Annotated in this window: 18 protein-coding genes; 9 read left to right on the top strand and 9 right to left on the bottom strand. The window is 76.1% G+C overall.

The window, feature by feature from the left end:
* Positions 1-2: 2 nt before the first annotated feature.
* A complete protein-coding gene (locus GC157_11955) occupies positions 3-1,322 on the bottom strand; it encodes a threonine ammonia-lyase (protein ID MBI1378180.1) in 1,320 nt (439 codons plus the stop codon).
* On the opposite strand from GC157_11955, the gene GC157_11950 reads away from it, so the two are divergent.
* Positions 1,321-2,811 (top strand): cytochrome P450, encoded by a 1,491-nt coding sequence (locus GC157_11950; protein MBI1378179.1) that lies wholly within the window; start codon positions 1,321-1,323, stop codon positions 2,809-2,811. The two genes, GC157_11955 and GC157_11950, sit on opposite strands and share 2 nt — an antisense overlap.
* Positions 2,812-2,838: 27 nt before the next feature.
* Here GC157_11950 and GC157_11945 read toward each other — a convergent pair whose 3' ends face one another.
* Positions 2,839-3,747: an ROK family protein gene (locus GC157_11945; protein ID MBI1378178.1), complete on the bottom strand. Its 909-nt coding sequence runs from the start codon at positions 3,745-3,747 to the stop codon at positions 2,839-2,841.
* A gap of 42 nt (positions 3,748-3,789) precedes the next feature.
* Complete coding sequence (locus GC157_11940) at positions 3,790-4,965, bottom strand: histidine kinase (protein MBI1378177.1); 1,176 nt, start codon at positions 4,963-4,965, stop codon at positions 3,790-3,792.
* 150 nt (positions 4,966-5,115) lie between these two features.
* Between GC157_11940 and GC157_11935 the strand changes: the two genes are divergently transcribed.
* Entirely contained in the window at positions 5,116-6,543 is a 1,428-nt protein-coding gene (locus GC157_11935; protein ID MBI1378176.1) for a magnesium chelatase, read from the top strand.
* An 8-nt stretch (positions 6,544-6,551) separates the two neighbouring features.
* Here the strand turns inward: GC157_11935 and GC157_11930 are convergent, their stop codons facing one another.
* The gene (locus GC157_11930; GenBank protein MBI1378175.1) at positions 6,552-7,040 is read right to left on the bottom strand and encodes a heavy metal-binding domain-containing protein; all 489 of its coding nucleotides are present in this window, start codon (positions 7,038-7,040) and stop codon (positions 6,552-6,554) included.
* A 29-nt stretch (positions 7,041-7,069) separates the two neighbouring features.
* On the opposite strand from GC157_11930, the gene GC157_11925 reads away from it, so the two are divergent.
* The 5 genes from GC157_11925 (at position 7,070) to GC157_11905 (ending at position 12,407) form a co-directional block, all read left to right on the top strand.
* The gene (locus GC157_11925; protein ID MBI1378174.1) at positions 7,070-9,028 is read left to right on the top strand and encodes a hypothetical protein; all 1,959 of its coding nucleotides are present in this window, start codon (positions 7,070-7,072) and stop codon (positions 9,026-9,028) included.
* 148 nt (positions 9,029-9,176) lie between these two features.
* Positions 9,177-10,421, top strand: coding sequence for an MFS transporter (locus tag GC157_11920; protein ID MBI1378173.1), 1,245 nt, complete (start codon positions 9,177-9,179; stop codon positions 10,419-10,421).
* Positions 10,418-11,299 carry a methyltransferase domain-containing protein gene (locus tag GC157_11915; GenBank protein ID MBI1378172.1) on the top strand — a complete coding sequence of 294 codons (882 nt, stop codon included), beginning with the start codon at positions 10,418-10,420 and terminating at the stop codon, positions 11,297-11,299. The genes GC157_11920 and GC157_11915 overlap by 4 nt, the downstream gene beginning before the upstream one ends.
* A gap of 32 nt (positions 11,300-11,331) precedes the next feature.
* A complete protein-coding gene (locus tag GC157_11910; protein MBI1378171.1) occupies positions 11,332-12,009 on the top strand; it encodes a uracil-DNA glycosylase in 678 nt (225 codons plus the stop codon).
* A gap of 107 nt (positions 12,010-12,116) precedes the next feature.
* On the top strand, positions 12,117-12,407 hold the full coding sequence (locus GC157_11905) for a hypothetical protein (protein ID MBI1378170.1): 291 nt from the start codon (positions 12,117-12,119) through the stop codon (positions 12,405-12,407).
* A gap of 61 nt (positions 12,408-12,468) precedes the next feature.
* Here the strand turns inward: GC157_11905 and GC157_11900 are convergent, their stop codons facing one another.
* The 5 genes from GC157_11900 to GC157_11880 form a co-directional block, all read right to left on the bottom strand.
* Entirely contained in the window at positions 12,469-13,287 is an 819-nt protein-coding gene (locus GC157_11900) for a DUF2510 domain-containing protein (GenBank protein MBI1378169.1), read from the bottom strand.
* A gap of 60 nt (positions 13,288-13,347) precedes the next feature.
* Positions 13,348-13,572, bottom strand: a complete 225-nt coding sequence (locus GC157_11895; protein MBI1378168.1) for a hypothetical protein — start codon at positions 13,570-13,572, stop codon at positions 13,348-13,350.
* A gap of 84 nt (positions 13,573-13,656) precedes the next feature.
* Positions 13,657-15,027 carry a glutamate mutase gene (locus GC157_11890; GenBank protein MBI1378167.1) on the bottom strand — a complete coding sequence of 457 codons (1,371 nt, stop codon included), beginning with the start codon at positions 15,025-15,027 and terminating at the stop codon, positions 13,657-13,659.
* Positions 15,024-16,193, bottom strand: a complete 1,170-nt coding sequence (locus GC157_11885; GenBank protein MBI1378166.1) for a cystathionine gamma-synthase — start codon at positions 16,191-16,193, stop codon at positions 15,024-15,026. Before GC157_11885 ends, GC157_11890 begins: the two co-directional genes overlap by 4 nt.
* Positions 16,194-16,237: 44 nt before the next feature.
* Entirely contained in the window at positions 16,238-16,885 is a 648-nt protein-coding gene (locus GC157_11880; GenBank protein ID MBI1378165.1) for a hypothetical protein, read from the bottom strand.
* A gap of 83 nt (positions 16,886-16,968) precedes the next feature.
* On the opposite strand from GC157_11880, the gene GC157_11875 reads away from it, so the two are divergent.
* Together GC157_11875 and GC157_11870 are read left to right on the top strand one after the other, a co-directional pair.
* Positions 16,969-19,971, top strand: a complete 3,003-nt coding sequence (locus tag GC157_11875) for an FtsX-like permease family protein (GenBank protein MBI1378164.1) — start codon at positions 16,969-16,971, stop codon at positions 19,969-19,971.
* The gene (locus tag GC157_11870) at positions 19,968-21,521 is read left to right on the top strand and encodes an ATP-binding cassette domain-containing protein (GenBank protein MBI1378163.1); all 1,554 of its coding nucleotides are present in this window, start codon (positions 19,968-19,970) and stop codon (positions 21,519-21,521) included. The genes GC157_11875 and GC157_11870 overlap by 4 nt, the downstream gene beginning before the upstream one ends.
* Positions 21,522-21,525: the final 4 nt, after the last annotated feature.

The following is a 21,525-nucleotide window of genomic DNA, read 5'->3' as shown; positions in this document are numbered from 1 at the left end:
GGTCAGGTGGTCACGGTGAGGCCCTCCGCGACGAGGCGGGCCAGCATGTCGTCGCGGTGCGCGGGTCCGCGGGTCTCCACCTGCACGACGATCTCCACCTCGTCGATGCGCAGCAGCGGGTCGATCCGGGCGTGCTCCACCTCCAGCACGTTGGCGTCGGCCGCCGCGAGCGCGGCCAGGATCGCGGCGAGCGAGCCCGGCCGGTCCGGCACGCGGAAGGTGAGGGTGCTGTAGCGGCCGGCCGCGGCCAGGCCGTGGCGCACCACGCGCAGCAGCAGCAGCGGGTCGACGTTGCCCCCGGATACGACCACCACGACGGGCGGCTCGAAGTCCGCGGGATGCTCGAGCACCGCCGCGGTGGCGGCCGCGCCGGCCGGCTCCACCACGAGCTTGCTGCGCTCGAGGGTGAGCACGAGCGCCCGGGCGATGGCGTCGTCGTCCACCACCCGTACCTCGTCCACGAGCCCCTCGACGAGCGCGAAGGGGACGTCGCCGGGCCGGCCGACGGCGATGCCGTCGGCCATCGTCGCCATCGACGGCAGAGCCACGGGGTGCCCCTCGGCGAGCGAGAGGGGGTAGGCCGCCGCACCCGAGGCCTGGACGCCGACGACGCGCACGTCGGGCCGCAGCGCCTTCACGGCGACCGCCGTGCCCGCGAGCAGCCCGCCGCCACCCGTGCACACCACCACGGTGCGCACGTCGGGCCGCTGCTCGAGGATCTCCAGGCCCACGGTGCCCTGCCCGGCCACGATGTCGGGGTGGTCGAACGGGTGCACGAGCACCGCGCCGGTCTCCGCCTCGAACGCGCGCGCCCGCACCAGGCAGTCGTCGATCGTGCCGGGGACGAACTCGATCTGCGCGCCGTAGCCGCGGGTGGCCGACACCTTCGGCAGCGGTGCGCCCTCGGGCATGAACACCGTGGCGCGGACGCCGAGCATGCTCGCGGCCAGGGCCACGCCCTGCGCGTGGTTGCCGGCGCTGGCCGCGACGACGCCGTACGCCCGCTGCTCGTCGGTCATCCGCGCCAGTCGCGTGTACGCGCCGCGGATCTTGAACGACCCGGCCCGCTGGAGGTTCTCGCACTTGAGGTCCACCGGGCCGCCGACCTTGTCGGCCAACCAGCGCGCCGAGCGCATCGGCGTCACGCGGGCGATCCCGCGCAGCAGGTCTTGCGCCGCGCGGACGTCGGAGATCGTCACCGTCTCGGCCACACCGGCAGTGTGTCGGATCCGGGCCTGTCGCGGGGGCAGCGCGCCGGGTTGACCGTCCCCGGACCTTCCCCGCACGCGCCGCTCACGGACTCGGCGTAGAACTGACGGCATGAGCACCACCGCGAAGCAGGCGGCGGCCCGGGCCGCCGCGCGCCGGCAGCCCCCGCCGGACTCCCCCGTGCCGGCGCCGTCCGCGCTCGGCCGCGTCGCCCGGCCGGACGGCCCCCACGGCTTGCTCCTGCTCGCCGAGCTGCTGCGCGGGCGCCAGTCGCCCAACGAGCTGTTCGAGGCGATCGCCCGGGCCCACCGCCCCGTCGCCCACACCCGGCTCGCGGGCGAGCACGTCTACATCCTCAGCGACCCCGAGCTCGTGACCGACGTGTTCCTCACCCACGCGCGCGACGTGATGAAGGGCCGGGGCCTGCAGGCCGCGCGCCCGCTGCTGGGCAACGGGCTGCTCACGAGCGAGGGCGAGTTCCACCTGCGCCAGCGGCGCCTGGCCCAGCCGGCGTTCCACCGCGACCGCATCGTGGAGTACTCCGCCCAGATGGTCTCCGAGGCCGAGCGCCACGCGGCGCGCTGGGCCGACGGCGACCGCGTCGACATGGTCGAGGAGATGACCGGCCTCACCTTCGCGGTGGTGGGTCGCACGCTCTTCGGCACCGACCTCACCGGCGACGCCCGCACGTTCGGCGACACCCTCGCGGAGCTGCTGAGCGGGTTCGGGCAGCTCTCGGCGCTGGGCAACGAGCGCCTCGTGCGCGCGCTGCCCAAGGGCCGCTACCTCCTGTCGCGGGTGGAGGACCTGGATGCCGTGGTGCAGCGCATCGTGGACGAGCACCGCGCGGACGTAGCGGCCGGCGTCGAGCGCGCGGACCTGCTGTCGTGGCTGATCACCGCGCGCGACGACGAGTCCGCCGCGCGCTACGGCACCGCGATGACCGACGAGCAGCTGCGCGACGAGGTCATGACGTTCGTGCTGGCCGGTCACGAGACCACGGCGATGGCGCTGTCGTGGGCCTGGTGGCTGCTGTCGACCCACCCGGCCGAGGCCGGGCGCCTGCACGCCGAGCTCGACCGGGTGCTCGACGACGGGGCCGGGGGCAGGCGGGCCCCGGCGTACTCCGACCTCGCGGAGCTGCCGTGGACGCGGGCCGTGGTGGCCGAGACCATCCGGCTCTACCCGCCGGCGTGGACGCTGGGCCGGCGCCTGCTCACCGACCTGAACGTGGGCGGCTGGGAGCTGCCCTCGGGCTCGATCGTGCTGGCCGCGCCGTGGATCCTGCACCGCGACCCCACCCTGTGGGACAGCGCGAGCTCGTTCCGCCCCGAGCGCTGGCTCGACGGCGACGGCCGCTTCGACGAGTCGGCACCCGGTGTGCCGCGCGGGGCGTGGATCCCGTTCGGGTTCGGCAACCGCCGCTGCATCGGCGAGCAGTTCGCCTGGACGGAGGCCGTGCTGGTGCTGGCGGCGCTGGGCTCGCGCTGGGCTCCGCGGCTCGTGCCCGGGTCCGTCGTCCGTACCCAGGCCGCGGTGACGCTGCGCCCGATGCACGGGCTGCCCATGACGCTGCACGCCCGCGACGCGCAGCACGCCTGACCGTCGGCCGTCCGGTCCGTCAGCCGGTCACCGGGCGAGGGCGTCGAGCCCGATCGCACCCGCGCCCACGAGCGCGGCGTCGCGACCGAGCGCGGCCGGCACCACCCGCGCCGCCCGCACGAAGGCCCATCCCGCGTGCTCGTCGAACGCCGCGCGCAGCGGCTCCCAGAACGCGGGGCCGGACTCCGCGACGCCGCCCGCGACCGCGACGACCTCGAGGTCGAGCAGGGCGGCGGCCGACGCGACGGCCACGCCCACCGCGCGGCCCGCGTCGCGCAACGCCGCACGGCAGGCCGGGTCCCCGGCGTGGGCGGCCTCGGCAACGGCGCGCCCGGTGCGCGGCCCGTGCCAGCCGAGCCGCTCGGCCCGGGCGACCAGGGCCGCCCCGCGGGCGACGGTCTCCAGGCAGCCGCGGCCGCCGCAGGTGCACGGGTCGCCGTCCGGCTCCACCACCACGTGGCCGAGGTGCCCGGCGTTGCCGCTGGCGCCGTCGACCCGGCGCCCGTGCAGCACGAGGCCGGCGCCCACGCCGGTCGACACCGTCACGCCCATCACGTGCTGCGACCCACGGCCCGCACCCCACCGGTGCTCGGCCAGCGCCACCGCCACCGCGTCGTTGTGGACCGCCGTCGGCCGGCCCCCGCCCCAGCGGAGGGCCACCCGCTCGAGCAGCGGGAAGTCCCTCCAGGCGGGGAGGTTGCCGGGCGAGACCACGCCGTCCGGCCAGCGCATCGGCCCGCCGCAGCCGATGCCCACCGCCTCGTACGGCGCGCGCCCGGCGACCTCGTCGAGCACCCCTACGACGGCGTCCCACACCTCCTCGGCGCCGCCCGACGGCGTGGGCAGCTCGTGGCGCGCGAGCTGCGAGCCGTCCGCGGACACGAGCCCGGCGGCGAGCTTCGTGCCCCCGACGTCGAGGGCGAGGACGGTGGTCACGCGCCCAGACTGCCCGACGGCGCGCACCCGCGCGCCGGCCGGCTACGAGCCGAAGGCGAGCAGCGAGGCCGTGCTCCCGTGGACGTGGTTGCGGCCGCCCACGGGGCCGATCTCGCCGCTGGCGAAGAACCCCGCCACAGGGCCGACGTCGAGGGCGGCCCTGACGGCGGCGACGTCGTGGTCCGGGGTGGGGAACAGCGACCGGCCACGGCTGTCGGCGGAGAACAGCAAGGCGCCGGCCAGCGCCCCCAGCCCCATCCGCGAGCGCAGGCCCGCGAGGACCTCGGCCAGGTCGTCGTGCGCGGCGTGCGCGTCGCGCAGCAGGAACTGCACGGTGGTGCCCACCGCCAGCCGCTCGCCGATGGTGATCGACCCGTCCACCTGCTCCGCGCCCACGATCGTGCGGACGACGAAGTCGGCGGCGAGGTGCTCGTCGGCGTACTCGTCGACGGCGACGCCGAGGTGAAGGCCGCGCAGCGCCTGCGGCTGCTCGGCCGGGGGCAGGGTGGCGATCGCCGCCTTGGCCTGGTCGAGCGCGGAGCGCCCGGCCAGCGACAGCAGCCGCTCGCCGTCGACGCCGGTGACCGCCATCGGCAGGCCGATGGGCCGGCACCCTTGGGACACGAGCGTATGCACGGACAGGTCTCCCCCGAGCACGACGCCGACGGCGCCGCGGTCGAAGACGCGCCCGTCGAGGAGCACCCGGGTCTCCCCCGCGGTCGACGTCCCGGAGGCCAGCGCCCCGACGAGCGGCAGGCCGCCGAGCGACTCGCGGGAGTGCTCGACGAAACCGCCGACGGGGAACGAGTGCGGATCGGCCAGCAGGACGCCGACCACGTCGTCGTGCTGGCGCGAGGGCAGCCCGAGCACCGCGAGGTGATCCGACGTGCGCAGCACCTCGAGGTGGAAGGCGCGCACCGTGACGTTCGGCAGGCTGGCCACCCACACGCTCACGCCGCGCACCCCTTCGATGCCGCGTCCGGCCGCGATGACGCCGTGCGCGCCGCAGCCGAGGGTCGTCCGCGCGCCGATGGCGGCGCGGGCGTGCTCGAGCGCCTCCTGCGTCTGGGCCGGCGTGCCGCCGGAGACGAAGACGAACGCGAGGTCCGGCCGGGCCCCGCGCAGCGGCGACAGCGCCATGGAGACGGCCTGGTCGGCCGCCACCGCCAGGTTGTCGCCGAGGGCGAGCCCGTCGCCGATGCGCGTCGCGTGGTTCATGCGGCCATGGTGGCCCAGCCAGGTCCGCCGCCGCACGGCGTCCGCCCGCCGACCATGGGCCGTCCGGGTGGCGGGTGAGGGTCGCCCTCGTTCATGCAGAGCGAACAGTGAGGGATCGCGCTCGTCCCGGGACGGACGTACGGTCGAAGCGTGACCTCCGCCTTCGCTCCCGACGCCCCCGCCGACCTCCCGCGCACCCTGGGCGCCCTGCGCGCCTCCGGGCACGAGTACCGCACCGTCAAGGACGAGCTGCGTGAGAACCTCGTGGCCGCCCTGCGTGCCGGTCGCGACCCGTTCCCCGGGGTGGTCGGGATCGAGGAGACGGTCCGTCCGCAGCTCGAGCGCGCGCTGCTCGCCGGGCACGACCTGGTGCTGCTGGGAGAGCGCGGGCAGGGCAAGACGCGGCTGCTGCGCACCCTCGTGGGCCTGCTCGACGAGTGGACGCCGGTGATCGAGGGGAGCGAGCTGCACGAGCACCCCTACGAGCCGGTGTCCGTGTGGGGACGGCGCACCGTCGCGGAGCACGGCGACGCGACGCCGGTGGCCTGGCGGCACCGCAGCGAGCGGTACGGCGAGAAGCTCGCCACGCCGGACACCAGCGTCGGCGACCTCATCGGCGACGTCGACCCCGTGAAGGTGGCGGAGGGCCGCACGCTCGGCGACCCGGAGACGGTGCACTACGGCCTGGTCCCCCGTACGAACCGCGGCATCTTCGCCATCAACGAGCTGCCCGACCTCGCCGAGCGCATCCAGGTGTCGCTGCTCAACGTGCTCGAGGAGCGCGACATCCAGGTGCGCGGCTACGCCCTGCGGCTCCCGCTCGACCTGCTGCTCGTGGCCAGCGCCAACCCCGAGGACTACACGAACCGCGGGCGCATCATCACCCCGCTCAAGGACCGCTTCGGCGCCGAGATCCGCACCCACTACCCGTTGCGGCTCGGCGACGAGGTCAGCCTGGTGCGGCAGGAGGCGGAGCTGCGCGCCCTCGTCCCCTCGCACCTGCTCGAGGTGGTGGCCCGGTTCACCCGGCTCGTGCGCGAGTCGCCGGCCGTCGACTCCCGCTCGGGGGTGTCGGCGCGCTTCGCCGTCGCCGCGGCCGAGTCGCTCTCGGCGTCCGCTCTGCGCCGCGCCGCGATCACCGGCGAGGACTCCGCGGTCGCCCGGGTCGGCGACCTGCCCGCGGTGGTGCCGACGCTGCGCGGCAAGGTCGAGTTCGAGGTCAGCGAGGAGGGCCGCGAGGACGACGTGCTCCAGCACCTGCTGCGGCGCGCGGTCGCCGAGACCTTCCGCGCCCGCCTCGGCGGCGTCGACCTCGCCGCGCTCGTCGAGCGGGTCGACGGCGGCGGCACCATCGAGGTCGGCGACCTCGTCACGAGCGAGGACGTGCTGCGCCGCGTCGGCCCGCTCGAGGGCATGGGCCGGCTCGTCACCGCGCTCGAGGGCGACGACGCGGCCGCCGAGTCGCCCGGCGTCGTCGCCTCGTGCCTCGAGACCGCCCTGGAGGGCCTCTACCTCACCCGGCGGATCTCCAAGGACGAGGTCCCCGGCGGTGGCCGCGCCGTCTACGGCGGCGCGTGAGCATGCGCTCAGCCGGCGATGCGCTCCACGGTGACGGCCGTGCCGTACGCCGCCACCTCGTTCATCATGTCGGCGATCTCGCCGGTGTCGAAGCGCATGCCCACCACCGCGTTGCCGCCCACCTGCACGGTCGCGTAGCGCAGCCGCTCCACCGCCTCGAGTCGGCTGTCGGACAGCAGCTGCGTGTAGCCCTTCACCTCGCCCCCGAACATGGTGCGGAAGCCCGCGCCCATGTTGGAGAAGGCGTTGCGCGCGCGCACGGTGATGCCGAACACCTCGCCGTGCACCTGCGTGATGCGGTAGCCCGGGAGGTCGTTCGTCGTCACCACCAGGATCGGCGGGCCGGAGTAGCGCGCGGGGCCCTGGCCGATGGCGGCGTCGGGCTGCTCGGAGATGGAGGCCTGGACCTGGTCGGTCCACTGCTGCCCGTCCCAGAGCCGCAGCTGCTTCGGGTTGTCGGGGTTGGGGTACCAGCCGGCGGGCGTCGAGGTCGTCATGCCGCCAGGGTAGGTGCGGAGGTGTCCGGGTGAGCCGCTATCGCTACGGCGCGTACGACGACGGTCCCGACCCGCTGGCCGAGCCCTACGACGCGGCCCGCGCCGTCGACGAGCTCGGCGACCGCGTGCTCGACGGCTCCGGCGTCCGTGACGCGCTGCGCGAGCTGATGCAGCGGGGCACCGACGGCCTGCGCGGCCTCGACGACCTCATGCGTCGCGTCGCGCAGCGGCGGCGGTCGCTGGAGCGGTCCGGGCGCATGGACGGCATGCTCGAGCGCGCCCGCGACCTGCTCGACCGCGCCGTCGAGGAGGAGCGCCGCGCGCTGTTCCCGGACCCCTCGGACGACGCGCGCTTCCGCGAGGCGCAGCTCGACGCCCTGCCGCCGCAGACCGCGGCCGCCGTGCGCGAGCTGAGCGACTACGACTGGCGCTCCCCCGAGGCGCGGGCGGCGTACGACGAGCTGCGCGACATGCTGCGCCGCGACGTGCTCGACCAGCAGTTCCGCGGGATGAAGCAGGCGCTGGCGGACCCGGCCGGGTCCGAGAGCCGGCAGGCGCTCAAGGACATGATGGGCGACCTCAACCAGCTGCTCGAGAAGCGTCAGCGCGGTGAGGACACCGAGCAGGACTTCCGCGACTTCATGGACCGGCACGGCCAGTTCTTCCCGGAGGACCCGCAGTCGCTCGACGAGCTGCTCGACCAGCTCGCGCGGCAGGCGGCCGCGATGCAGCGGATGCTCGACTCGATGTCGCCCGAGCAGCGCCAGGAGCTCATGGAGCTGATGGTGCAGGCGCTCGGCGACCTCGACCTCGCCTCCGAGATGGGGCGGCTCACGGACAACCTGCGGATGATGCGCCCGGACCTCCCGTGGAGCGGGCGCCAGCGGCTGCGCGGCGACGAGCCGCTCGGGCTCGGCGACGCCACCGAGGCGCTCGCCGACCTCGCCGACCTCGAGCAGCTCTCCGACGCGCTGGCCCAGGACTACCCCGGGGCGAGCCTCGAGGACGTCGACGAGGAGGCCGTGGCGCGCGCGCTCGGCCGACAGGCAGTCGACGACCTGCGCCGGCTCCAGGAGGTGGAGCGCGAGCTCGAGCGGCAGGGCTACCTGGTGCGGCGCGGCGGCGACGTCGAGCTCACCGCCAAGGCGATCCGCCGCATCGGCCAGACGGCGCTGCGCCGCGTGTTCGCGTCGCTGGAGTCCGGCGGGCGCGGCGACCACGACGTCCACGACGCGGGGGCGGCCGGCGAGCTCACCGGCTCCACCCGCGAGTGGCGCTTCGGCGACGAGCAGCCGCTCGACGTCGTGCGCACGGTGTCCAACGCGGTGCGGCGTCGCATGATCGACCCCGACGGGCCGCGGCTGCGGCCGGAGGACTTCGAGATCCGCGAGACCGAGCGGCGCACCCGGGCGGCGGTCGCGCTGCTCGTCGACCAGTCGTTCTCCATGGTCATGAACGACACGTGGCGCACGGCGAAGACCACCGCGATGGCGCTGCACGCGCTCGCCTCCACGCAGTTCCCGGCCGACGCCATCGAGATCATCGCGTTCGCCAACCTCGCCCGGCGCATCGCCCCGCACGAGCTGCCCGACCTCGACGCCAACGAGGTGCAGGGCACGAACCTCCAGCACGCGCTGATGCTGGCCGGGCGGTTCCTCGACCGGCACCCCGACGCCGAGCCCGTGGTGCTCGTCGTCACCGACGGCGAGCCCACGGCGCACCTCGACCAGGACGGCGAGTGGTGGTTCTCGTGGCCGCCTGGCTCGGACACCATCGCGCTCACCCTCGCCGAGGTCGACCGCATGACCCGCCGCGGCGTCCCGATCTCGTTCTTCCGCCTCGGCGACGAGCCGCGGCTCGCGCAGTTCCTCGACGACGTCGCCCGGCGCAACGGCGGTCGCGTGCTCGCGCCCGAGGGCGACCGGCTCGGCGACTATGTCGTCAGCGACTACCTGCGCCGGCGCAACGGCCGGCGGCGCTCGGCCTGACGTCGTCGCGCGCGGCGGGGGGTCACCGGGCTCGCGCCTGCCGGGTGACAGGATCCGCCGTGTGACCGAGCCCGTCGACCGCCCCGCTCCCCCGCGCGAGGGTGCCGCAGTCGGCGGGTGGCTGGGCCGGACGTCGCTGTTCGAGGGGATGCCGCGCGAGGTCTTCATCCTCTCGATCGTCTCGTTCTGCGTCGCCCTCGGCTTCGGCATCGTGGGTCCGGCCCTGCCGATCTTCGCCGACGAGTTCGGCGTCACCGACCTGCAGGCCAGCGCCGTCGTCAGCGTCTTCGCCGCGATGCGGCTCGTCGGCGCGCTGCCCGCGGGGTGGCTCGTCGACCGGGTCGGCGAGCGCACCACGCTCGCGACCGGCCTCATCATCGTCGCGCTGTCCTCGGCCCTCGCGGGGCTGTCGGGCACCTACGTGCAGCTGATCGTGCTGCGCGGGGTCGGGGGCATCGGCTCGGCGATGTTCACGGTGTCCTCGCTCGCGCTGCTGCTGCGCATCGTCGGGCCCGATCAGCGCGGCCGGGCTGCGAACGCCTTCCAGGGCGGCTTCCTCATCGGCGGCGTGGTGAGCCCGGCCATCGGCGGCGTCCTGCTCGTCATCTCGATCCGCCTGCCGTTCTTCTTCTACGCCGTCACCCTCGCCGTCGCCGCGTTCGTGGTCATCGTCCTGATGGCGCACACGCACCTGCGCGAGCGGGTGCGCAAGGCCGCGCCGAGCGCGACCGGGCGTGGCTCGTGGGCGCTGCTGGCCGAGGCGCTGCGCAACCGCTCCTACGTCACCGCCCTGACGGTCAACCTCGGCAACGGTTTCGCGTCGTTCGGGCTGCGGTCCGCGATCATCCCGCTGTTCGTCGTCAACGGCCTGGGCCTGGACAAGTCCTGGGCCGGGTGGGGCGCGTTCGCCTCGGCGCTCGTGCAGTTCCCGTTCCTCGTGCGCGCCGGCCGGCTCTCCGACACCCGCGGCCGCAGGCTGGCGCTGATGATCGGCACGGGGGTGACCACCGCCGGGTTCGTCGTGCTCGCGCTCACCGGCCAGTGGTGGGGCTACCTCGCGGCGATGGGCGTGCTCGGCGCAGGTGCCGCGTTCCTCGGCGCCGGCCCCTCGGCGGTGGTCGGGGACGTCACCCAGGGGCGCCGGGAGGGTCCCGTGGTGGCGACGTTCCAGATGATGAGCGACGTCGGCGCGGTCGCCGGCCCGCTGATCGCCGGGCTGATCGTCACCAGCACCGGCTCCTACTCCGTCGGCTTCGTGGTGGGCGCCGTGGTGCTCGCGCTCACGTTCGTGATGTCGGCCACCATGCCCGAGACGCTGCGCCGCGCCGAGGCCCGCGAGCTCGGAACTCCCGCGACGGGCGAGGCCGAGGGCGGGCAGACTCCCGGGCCATGAGCGGGACGCAGAGCGAGTACGACGGCAACTTCGACTACTGGGAGAAGGCGGCCGCCACCCACGGCACGACCGAGAACGACCTGCACTACCACTTCGACAAGGTCGTCGAGGGCGGCTCGCTCATGACCCGGGCCGAGGAGCGCGCGCTCGCGGAGGCCATGGGCGGCACCGAGGACGACCCCCTGGCCGGGGTGCGCGACCGCGACGTGCTCTACCTCCAGAGCCATCTCGGGGCCGACGGCGTCGTGATGGCCCGGGCCGGTGCCCGGGTGACCTGCGCCGACTTCTCGCCCACCGCCCTGGCCCGGGCGGCCGAGCTCGCCGAGCGGGTCGGCGTCACGATCGAGACCGTCGTGTGCGACTCGCGCGACCTGCCGGCCTCGCTGCACGGGCGCTTCGACCTCGTGTACGTCACCGTGGGCGCGATCTGCTGGATCGACGACCTCGACCTCTGGATGCGTCAGGTGGCCCTCGCGCTGCGACTGGGCGGGCGCCTGGTGATGGTCGAGATCCACCCGATGTACCAGATGATCGACGCCCGGAGCCCGGACCTCGTCGTCGACTTCCCCTCCGGCGGCGGCGCGGGGCTGAGCTACACCGGCACGGGCACCTACGCCGATCCCACGGCGCAGATCAGCTCGACCACGACGTGCTACGCCCACTCCGTCGGCGACATCGTCACCGGAGCCATCCGCGCGGGCCTGCGGGTGGACCTGCTCGAGGAGCACACCGCGATCGAGATCAACCCGCGCGGCGACGACGTGCTCACCCAGGGCGAGGACGGCCTCTACCGCCTGCTCGTCGGCCGCGGGGCGAACCCGGGCGAGGCCCCGCAGCCGCTGCCGGCGTACCTGACGCTGCTCGCGACACGGACCTGAGCGACGCCGCGGTTCCCGGCAGGATGGGTCCCGTGGCACCGAGACCGCTCGAGGAGATCGTCGATCCCGGCTGGGCCGCCGCGCTGGAGCCGGTGGCGGCCGACATCGCGCGCATGGGCGACTTCCTGCGCGCCGAGGTGGCCGCCGGCCGCGGCTACCTGCCGACCGGCGACCACGTGCTGCGCGCGCTCCAACGGCCCTTCGACGACGTGCGCGTGCTCGTGGTGGGCCAGGACCCCTACCCCACTCCCGGCCACGCCATGGGTCTGTCGTTCTCCGTGAACCCGGACGTGCGGCCGATCCCCCGCAGCCTCGCGAACATCTACCGCGAGCTCGTGGACGACACCGGGGTGCCGGAGCCGTCCAACGGCGACCTCTCGCCCTGGGCCGACCGCGGGGTGCTGCTGCTCAACAGGGTGCTCACCGTGTCGCCGGGTCGGCCGGGCTCGCACCGCGGCAAGGGCTGGGAGGCGGTGACCGAGCAGGCGATCCGCGCCCTCGTCGCGCGCGACCGCCCGCTCGTCGCGGTGCTCTGGGGCCGCGACGCGCAGAGCCTCATCCCCATGCTGGGCGCCACCCCCGTGGTGGCCAGCCCGCACCCGAGCCCGCTCTCGGCCTCGAGCGGCTTCTTCGGCTCCCGGCCGTTCACCCGGGTGAACGCGCTGCTGTCCGGACGCGATGCCGAGCCGGTGGACTGGGCGCTCCCCTGATCCCGCGGCGCCGCCGTCTGGACACACACCGTTAAGTGGAGTAAGCAGACGCCCGACGACACCGGCACCGCACCTCGGGAGGCACTGCCGTGGAACACCCGCGAGACGTGGTCGACCTCCGACTCGCCCCCGTCACCCTGGCCGTCGATCGCGAGCTACAGCGGCTCGGCGACCGCGAGACCGACGAGGTGCGCTACCTCGTGAGCCTCGGCTCGGACATGAAGCTGCGCGACGAGGAGGAACGGGCCTCGGCGCTCGTGCGCGCGGCCACCCACACCGTGGACCTCGGCGGCTGGGAGCCGAGCTGGGACGGGCGCGGGCTGCGCCTCACCCACGGCGAGCACACCCTCGTGCTCGGCGTCTCGGCGACGCTGCTGGACTTCGTCCGCACCGGCTGACGCCCTGCCGACAACCTCGGCACGACCGGTGAAGCGGGGGTGCTGACCGGCCTCGGCCGTGTCAGGCGGTGTGGTCGGTCCAGGCCGACCCGTCCCAGTAGCGCTGGCCGCCCGGCCGGCCCGGGTCGGCGTACCAGCCGGCGGGCGGCAGCGCGGCCGGCGCGGGAGCAGGGGCGGGGGCGGGCGCCGGGGTCGGCTGCTCGACCGGCGCGACCGTGGGCGCGCCGGGCTCGGCCGCCGGGTCGGGCGCGGAGACCGACTCCGGGATGACGGTGTCGCTGGCCTGCGACGGCTGCTCGAGGAACGGCTGGGCCACGGGCTCGGCTGCCAGCGTCGGGTCGGCCGAGGGCGCCGCGGGCTGCGTCGGCGCCGGGGCGCCGTACGGGTTCTGCGCGGGCGGCTGCTGACCGGAGGCGGGCTGGCCGTACTGGGGCTGGCCGACGGGCTGCCCGTACTGCGGCTGCCCGTACTGCGGCTGCCCGTACTGGGGCTGGCCGTACTGCGGCTGGCCGGCGTACCCCGCCGCGCCGTAGGCCGGTGCGCCGTAGCCCGCGCCGGCCGGGGGCCGCTTCGAGCGTGACCGGCGCACCAGCCCGACGATGAGCACGATGAGGCCGATGAGCCCGAGCAGGGCGCCGAGCCCGATCGCCGCCAGCCACGGCAGCACGCGCAGGAACTCGGTGAACGACGGCGCGATCACGACCTCGGAGCCCTCGGTGCTCACCTGGATCCGGTAGGTGCCGGTGGAGGGCGCCTCGAAGGTCGCCACGGCGCCGAAGGTGGTGCCGTTGTTCGTGTAGGTCTGCACGGAGTCGCCGGAGTCGACGATGGCGACGTCCGTGCCGTCCGGCGCCGTCACGGTGATGTCGCTCGCGACCACGTTGCCGGTGAGCGGGTCGTTCGCGGTGCCCGTGCCGCCCGTGGACGCCTCGTAGACGGCTTACGTCGTGCCGCCGGTGAGCGGGCGCTGCACGTCGAGCGGTGTCGGCAGGGGCGAGCCGAACTCCCGCACCAGGTCCGCCGCCGATCCGGCGACACCCACGATGCCGACGACCACCGCCACGATGCCGGCGAGGAGCAGCACGACGCCCGTGACGATGGCGCCCTTGCCCTTCGGTGCGACGGCTGCCGGCTGCTGCGGCGTCAGCGACCATTCCTGTGCCATGACTGCTCCCCGGGTCCGTGTCGGGACCCACTATGCCGCGCGGGGCGGGTGCGACGCGCCGCTCGCGGCCATCGCGCCCGGTGGTCAGACCACGTCGTCGAGGGCGTCGTGCAGGAGCGCCGCCGCGGCCGCCGGGTGGTCGGGCGCCAGCAGGCCCGCCGCGGCGATGACGTAGCGACGGTCGACCGTGACCCTCGGGGACGCCGGCACGCGCCAGCCGCCCGCGTGGTCGGTGGTCACGGGCGCGAGCATCCGCACGAGCAGGGCAGGGTCGGCGTGCCGGAACACGCCGCCGCTCGCGACCACCAGCGACACCCGGCTCAGGTCGCGTCCCGGGGTGCGGCCCTCCGCGGTCTCGGCGGGGCGGGCGTGGCGGCGCAGGGCGACCGTGAGGGCGAGGCGGGCGAGCTCGGCGTCCTCGTCCCGGTCCGCATCGGTGGACGGCAGCCAGCCCGGCTGCTCGTGCCGCACGTCGGCGGCCCTCGCCAGCGCGTCGTACGCCGGACCGGGCGCGACCAGCCGCTCCGCCAGCGCGGCGCCGACGACACCCGTGGCGCCCCAGCGCATCCCGAGGTCGCCCTCGACAGTGCGGCCGCGCCACAGCACCTCGACGACCTCGCGGTGCAAGGACGACTCCTCGGCGTCCGGGGTCAGCGCGGAGTACACGTCCGTGGTCGCACCGCCGACGTCGACGAGCAGCACGTCGCCGTCCACGTGGTCGGCGAGCAGCTCGATGCCGGCGAGCACGAGATCGGGGGTGGCGCCGCGCACCAGCCGGGCGAACCGCGGGCCGCGCGTGAGCCCCTTGCCGCCGATCACGTGGCGCACGAACACGTCGCGGATGGCGGCGCGGGCCGGCAGCGGGTCGAGGACGCCGATGCGCGGCAGCACGTTCGGGCACGCCACCACGGTGCGGCGGCGGCGCTCGAGCTCGGCGACGACGTGCTCGCGGGCGTCGGCGTTGCCGGCGACGACGTAGGGGACGCGCGGCCCGGACACGGACAGCCGGTGCGCGTTGTGCAGCAGCACCTCGGCGTCGCCGCCGTCGGTGCCGCCCACGAGGAGCACGACGTCGGGCCGGGAGGTCGCGAGGTCCGCCACCGCCGGCCGGTCGAGCGGCCCGCTGGAGACGTGCACCACCTTGGCGCCGGCCGAGAGTCCCACGCGCGCACCGGCTTCCGCGGTCACCACACGCTCGTAGCCGACCACCGCCAGGCGCAGGCCGCCCCCGGCCGAGGAGCACGCACGCACGTCCAGCGGCTCGCCGCCCGCCTCCGCGACGACGCGCCCCACGGCGTCGTCGAGCCCGGTGAGGACGTCGAGCCCTGGCCCGACGGTGGTGGGGACCGAGGCGGTGGCGAGCAGGCGCCCGGCGTCCCCCGGCGTCACCGCGACGGCGGCTGCCTTCGTGAAGGTCGACCCGGTGTCGACGCAGACGACGTACCCCGGGGTCACCCCAGCGCCTGGAGCACGTCGGCCACGAGGTCCTCGACGGTCTCGATCCCGACCGAGAGGCGCACCAGGTCCGGCGGCACCTCGAGCGCCGAGCCGGCGACCGAGGCGTGCGTCATCCGGCCGGGGTGCTCCACCAGCGACTCGACGCCGCCGAGCGACTCGCCGAGCGTGAAGACCTGCGTGCGGGCGCAGAAGTCCAGCGCCGCCTGCTCGCCGCCGCGGACCCGGAAGCTCACCATCCCGCCGAAGTCGCGCATCTGCTTGACCGCGACGTGGTGGCCCTCGTGGCCCTCGAAGCCGGGGTAGAGGACCTCCACCACCTCGGGGTGCTCGCGCAGCACCTCGGCGACCGCGCGCGCGTTGTCGCAGTGGCGGTCCATGCGCACGGCGAGCGTCTTGATGCCGCGCAGGGTGAGCCACGAGTCGAACGGGCCGGAGACCGCGCCCATCGCGTTCTGGTGGAAGGCGAGCCGCTCGGCGAGCTCGGGGTCGCTCGCCACCAGGGCGCCGCCCACCACGTCGCTGTGCCCCCCGAGGTACTTCGTCGTCGAGTGGACGACGACGTCGGCGCCGAGCAGCAGCGGCTGCTGGAGGTAGGGCGAGGCGAAGGTGTTGTCGACGACGAGCAGCGCCCCGGCGGCGTGGGCCACCTCCGCGATCGCGGCGATGTCCGCGACGCGCAGCAGCGGGTTGGTCGGGGTCTCGACCCACACCAGTCGCGTGCGGCCGGGCTGCACCGCCGCGGCCACGGCGTCGAGGTCGGTCAGCCGGGCGGGCGTGTGCTCGACGCCCCAGCGCGAGGCGACCTTGTCGACGAGGCGGAACGTGCCGCCGTAGGCGTCGTCGGGGAGGACGACGTGCGACCCCGGCTCGAGCACCGTGCGCAGCAAGGTGTCCTCCGCGGCCAGCCCCGAGGCGAAGGCGAGCCCGCGGGTGGTGCCCGCGGCGGCGCCGGCCGGGTCCTCGAGCGCGGCGAGGCACTCCTGGAGCGCGGTGCGCGTGGGGTTGCCCGACCGTGAGTACTCGTAGCCGTTCCGCAGCCCGCCGACGCCGTCCTGCGCGTAGGTGGACACCTGGTAGATCGGCGGCACCACGGCACCGGTGGTGGGGTCGGGCTCCTGCCCGGCGTGGATGGCGAGGGTCTCGAACCCGGCGGCGTCGCTCACGGCGCCAGCGTAGCCCCGCGACGAGGGCCGTCATCCCGCGCGCGTCAGGCGGTCGAGGGGGACGCTGCCTGCTCGCGCCGGCGCTGCGCGTAGGCGCGCGCCTTCGCGCGGTTGCCGCAGATCGCCATGATGCACCAGTGCCGCCGGTGGGTCGGGTCGTGGAACAGCCAGCCGCAGCCGGCCCCGCCGCACCGGCCCACGTGCGCGGCGCCGCCCGAGGCCATCAGGTCGTAGGCGGCCAGGGCTGCCCGGTGCACCGGCAGGGCCGGCCCGGCCCGGTCCGGGTCGCCGCCGTCGAGCACCACGCGCCCGTCCACGAGCGGCTCGAGGCGCGAGACACGCGTGGCCCGCTCGACCGCTGCGGCCAGTACGGCGAGATCGGCCTCGTCCGGGTGCCGGCCCGCGCCGCCGGCGGTGGCCACGGCGTACCAGGCCTCGCGCAGCTCGATCGCGGCCCGCACCTGCCGGGTCGCGAGCGCGGGGCGCTCGGCCGCCTGCCGGCGCAGCAGGCGCACCTCGCCGGGAGACACCAGCCCGACGTCGCCGGCCCACACGGCGAGCGCGTCGTAGGACACGAGGTACTCGCGCGGGCGATCGGTGCCCCAGCCCGCCCTCGTGTTCGCGATCTCGAGGGCGACATGGCCCGACACGGCGTCGGGCACGAGCTGCCCGGACACGCGGTGGTTGGCCATCGTCCCGCCTCGGCGCTGGATCGTTGCTAACCGGATATTGCCATGAAGCGGTTAGTGGTGTCAGGGTCGGGCCGGAGACGGAGGTGCTGGTGGGCGCGGTCGGCCGGCTGACATGGGCACGCCTGCGGCACCGGCCCGCGCACTGGGCGATCCTGGTCCTCGGCGTGGCGGTCGCCCTGGCCCTGCCCGTGCTCAGCGCCGCCACGGGCCGCGTGGTCGCGGCGCGTGCGCTCACGCACGCGGTCGACCAGCTCCCCGCGGGCGAGCGCACGGTCATCGCGTCGTACGGCGGCACCGCGGATCCTGCGCAGCAGTCCGTCGACGCCGGCATCGTGCGGGCCGGCATCGCCCGGCTCACCTCCGCCCGGATCACCCACCAGGTGCTCTACGGGCCGATCGCGGACACCGCCGGCGCCACGTTCCGCCTCGCCGCGACGGACGACCTCGCCGCCCAGGTGCGCCTCACGTCGGGCCGCCTCCCCGGCTCGTGCGCCCCGACGCGCTGCGAGGTGGTGCTGGTCGGGGCGACGGTGCCACCGCGGCTCGACCCCTCGCTGGGACTCGTCGTCGTGGGGACGGCCACCGCCGAGGACCCCCTGCTGCTCCCCGGCACGTTCGACCCCGGGCCGGCCGCGCACATCCTGCTCGGCTCGGATCCCGATGCGCTGCAACGGCTCTCGGCGTTGCAGCAGTTCCCCCGCGGCAGTGGATGGGTGGCCGCCCTCGACACCTCGCGCATCGTCTCGATGGGCGTGCCGGCCTACGCCGCGCTGTCCCGGTCGGTCGCCGACGAGCTCTCGCTCGAGGTGCGCGCCCTCGTCCTGTCGGTGCCGGACGACGCGCTGCTGCGCGAGGACGCCCGCGCCGCGGCGTCGCAGGGGCGCTTCGCCCTGCTCGGCGGCGCAGCCGCGGTGCTGGTGCTGGGCTTCGTCCTGGTCGCTGCCGTGGGACTGCGGCGCGAGCACGCCGAGGCGGCCGCGCTGCTGCGGCGCCGCGGCGCCTCGCGCCGCTCCCTCGTGGCCTTCGCCGGTCTCGGGACGGCGGCCGCCGTGGCCGTCGGCGCGCTGGCCGGCACGCTGATCGGTGCCGCTGCCGCGTGGGCCATGGCGGCCACCACGAGCCCGCAGCCACCCGTCGGCCCTCTGGTCGCCGGCGCGCTGCTCGACGCGCTGCCCGCCTCTCTGCTGCTCGTGGTCGCCGCCGTCGTCCTCACGTCGGCGGTGCTGGTGTGGCCCTCGGCGCGCGAGGGCACGGCGTGGCACGTCGTCGAGCTGCTCGCCGCCGTGTGCCTGCTCGCCGTCGCGCTCGCCGCCGGGCGGGGGGCGGTCACGGCGGGCACGTCGGGCGGCGACCCGCTCTCGCTGGTGCTGCCGGTGCTCGCGCTCACGGCCGGGGGGCTGCTCGCCGCACGCCTGTGGGTGCCGCTCGCGGCGGCGGTGAGCCGTCACCTGCCCGCCCGCGCCGTGGGCGCGCGGCTCGCGGCGTCCGGCGGCGTGCGCCGCCCGCTGCGCACGGTCGTCACGGTCGGGTTCGTCACGGCCGCGGTCGGCACGGTGGTGTTCGCCGGCTCCTACCGGGCGACGCTGGCGGCGAACGCCGCCGACACCGCCGCCTTCGACGTGCCCACCGACGCGCGCGTGACGATCGGCGCGGACGGCGTCGACCCGCTCACCCTCGAGGCCGCCGCCCCGCTGCCCGGGACGGCGTGGCCGGTGCTGCGCTCGGTCGCCGGGGTGCGCACGTCCGCCACGAGCGGCGACGCCGTCGCCCTCCTCGGCGTCGACCCGGACGTGCTGCCGCGCCTGGCCCGGTGGGACCGCACCGTGGGCGCGTCCTCCGGCGCCGACGCGGCGGCTCTGGTCGCCGCGCCCACCCCCGCCGCCGGGGTCCCGATCGCGGACGGCGCCCGCACGCTGAACCTCGGGGTGGTCTCGTGGAGCCGCTCCGCCGTCGGCGTCGTCGACGTCGTCGCCTGGGTGTCCACGCCGGACGGGCGCGAGTCCGGTGTGCCGCTCACGCTCACGGGCGACCGGCTCACCGGGGCGCTGCCGGCCGGCACCGGCCGCACGCTCACAGCCCTCACGCTGCGGGAGAACCCGCAGGACGCGACCCGGCGCCAGCACCGCATCGGCGAGGGCGGCACCGTCGACGCCGTGCTCTCGGGCCGGGTGGTGCTGGCACCGCCGCCGGGGGGCTCGTGGGACGGCTGGTCGTCGGCCACCGCGACGACGTCCTCCGACGCGTCCGGCCTCGCCGTCGCCTACCAGCTCACCGGCACCGTGGTGGTGGTGCGGCCCGGGCTCGTGGGACGGGCGCCCGTGCGCGTGCTGGTCGACCCGACGACGGCGTCCCTCGGCACCACGCTGCGGCTCGACCTCGGCGGTGGCGACGCCGTGGCCGCCCAGGTGGTGGGGACGCTCCCCCGGTTCCCGACGTCCGGCCCGCGGTTCGTCGTGGCCGACCTGCGCGCCCTGGGCGCCGCGCTCGACGACCACGAGCCCGGCACCGGCGCCCCGCGCGAGGTGTGGGCGGACGCCGGCGGCGACCCGGCCGTCGTCTCCGGGCTCGACGCGCGGCTGGCCGCGGCGCCCTGGGACGGTGCCACCGTCGAGCGGCGCGACGAGCGCCGGGCGGCGCTGGAGTCCGACGCCGTCGCGCAGGGTGCGGCCTCGCTGCTCCTGGTGGCCGCGGCCGTCGCCCTGACCGTGGCGCTGCTCTCGCTCGTGCTGCTCGTGGCCGGCGAGCGGCGCGACGACGACGGCGTGCTGCTGGCCCAGGAGGCCGACGGCGTCCCCACCTCGACGCTGCGCCGCAGCCTCTGGTGGCGCGCAGTCGGCGCGGCCGTCCCCGGCCTGCTCGCGGGCGGCGTGGTCGGCCTGCTCCTCACCCGCGCGGTGTCGTCGCTGGTCGCCCTCTCCGCCGGCGGCACGTCGCCGGTGCCGCCCCTGGAGCCCGCGGTGGGGCCCGGGTGGACATCGGCGGTGCTGCTCGCCGGGCTCGGCCTGGCGCTGCTCGTGTGCGCGCTGGTCGCGGGCCGGATGCTGCGCTCCGCCTGGCCCTCGAGGCCGGGGCAGGAACTGCGATGAGCGCTCCCGCCGTCGAGGCGCACGACCTCTTCTGCCTCTACTCCTCGCCGCACGGCGCGGTGGCGGCGCTGCGCGGGCTCTCGCTCGTCGTGCCGCGCGGCGAGCGCCTGGTCGTCAACGGCCCCAACGGGTCCGGCAAGTCGACGCTGCTCTCGGTGCTGGCGGCGGAGGTGGCGCCCAGCGCCGGGCGGGTGCGGGTGGCCGGCATCGACCTGGTGGGGGCCGACGAGGCCACGCGCACCGCGCTGCGCCGCCACCGGCTCGGGCTGATCGACCAGAGCGCGCGACGCGCGCTGCGGCCCGAGCTCGACGTGCTCGACAACGTGGCGCTCCAGCTGCGCGTGGCCGGCATGGGTCGCGTCCGGGCGCGCGACCGCGCCCGGGAGATGCTCGACCGGCTCGACCTCGGCGGGCTCGCCGTGCGCCGGCCGGCCACGCTGTCCGGCGGCGAGGCGCAGCGGGTCGCCGTCGCCGCCGCGCTCGCGCACGGCCCGGAGGTGGTGCTCGCGGACGAGCCCACCGGCGAGCTGGACCCGTCGGCCGCCGACCAGGTCTACGACGTCCTCGCGCGGGCGGTCGCCGAGCTGGGCGCCACGCTGGTGCTGGTCACGCACGACCCTCGCGCCACCCGCGTGGCCGACCGCGTGGTGCGCATCCGCGACGGCCGGCTCTCCGAGCAGTGGGACCCGGCGGACCCGTCGTCGGAGACCCTCGTGGTGGACGACCGCGGCTGGGTGCGGCTGCCCGACGCGCTGCGGCACGGGGCCGGCGCTGCCAGCGGAGCGAGGGCGGTCGCCACACCCCGGGGCGTGCTGCTCACCGGCACCGGCGACGCGGTCCGACCCACCCGCGCGAACGAGCCGGCCGCGCCGTCCCGCGACGGCGAGGTGGTCGCGACGCTGGACGCCGTGGCCGTGGCCTACGACGGCGTCCGCGTCCTCGACGGTCTCGACCTGAAGGTGAGGTCCGGGTCGCTGACGGTGGTGTCGGGCCGCTCCGGCTCCGGCAAGTCGACCCTGCTGCGGGCGCTCACCGGCCTGGCTCCGGTGGACGGCGGATCGGTCACCCTGCTCGGTCGCCGGCTCGACGAGCTCGACCGCGACGGGCGGGCCGCCGTGCGGCGCTCCGGCGTCGCCGTCGCGGCGCAGGGCGGCTCGCTGGTGGAGACCATGCACGTGCGGGACAACCTGAGCCTCGCTCGGACGGCGCGCGGCCTGCCTGACGACGACGACCTCGTCACGAGCTTGTGCGACCTGCTCGGGCTGACCGCGCTGGGCAGCCGGCCGGTGTCGGCGCTTTCCGGCGGCGAGCGCCAGCGGGTGGCGGTGGCGCGCTGCCTGGCGGTGCGCCCGCGGGTCGCCGTGCTCGACGAGCCCACCAGCCAGCTCGACGAGGGCAACGCCGAGATCGTCGCGCAGGCGCTGCGCGAGGCCGCGCGCGACGGGTGCGCCGTCGTCGTGGCCAGTCATGACCCGGTGCTGGTCGACGCCGCGGACACGGTGGTCGACCTCGGCCGAGCACCGGGGACGCCGCGCGCTGACCGCCGGTGACCGC

This window comes from Frankiales bacterium (genome assembly GCA_016125335.1).
Classification (GTDB): Bacteria; Actinomycetota; Actinomycetes; order S36-B12; family CAIYMF01; genus Longivirga.
The sequence above is the reverse complement of the archived record's forward strand: the minus strand, read 5'-3'. Positions and strand labels throughout refer to the sequence as shown.

Bases quoted from the DNA above. Each gene is read 5' to 3' on its own strand.
- GC157_11880 (MBI1378165.1), bottom strand. From the start codon at position 16,885: ATGGCCAACCACCGCGTGTCCGGGCAGCTCGTGCCCGACGCCGTGTCG.
- GC157_11895 (MBI1378168.1), bottom strand. From the start codon at position 13,572: ATGGCACAGGAATGGTCGCTGACGCCGCAGCAGCCGGCAGCCGTCGCA.
- GC157_11940 (MBI1378177.1), bottom strand. From the start codon at position 4,965: ATGAACCACGCGACGCGCATCGGCGACGGGCTCGCCCTCGGCGACAAC.
- GC157_11920 (MBI1378173.1), top strand. From the start codon at position 9,177: ATGCCGCGCGAGGTCTTCATCCTCTCGATCGTCTCGTTCTGCGTCGCC.
- GC157_11930 (MBI1378175.1), bottom strand. From the start codon at position 7,040: ATGACGACCTCGACGCCCGCCGGCTGGTACCCCAACCCCGACAACCCG.
- GC157_11955 (MBI1378180.1), bottom strand. From the start codon at position 1,322: ATGCCGTCAGTTCTACGCCGAGTCCGTGAGCGGCGCGTGCGGGGAAGG.
- GC157_11915 (MBI1378172.1), top strand. From the start codon at position 10,418: ATGAGCGGGACGCAGAGCGAGTACGACGGCAACTTCGACTACTGGGAG.
- GC157_11950 (MBI1378179.1), top strand. From the start codon at position 1,321: ATGAGCACCACCGCGAAGCAGGCGGCGGCCCGGGCCGCCGCGCGCCGG.
- GC157_11870 (MBI1378163.1), top strand. From the start codon at position 19,968: ATGAGCGCTCCCGCCGTCGAGGCGCACGACCTCTTCTGCCTCTACTCC.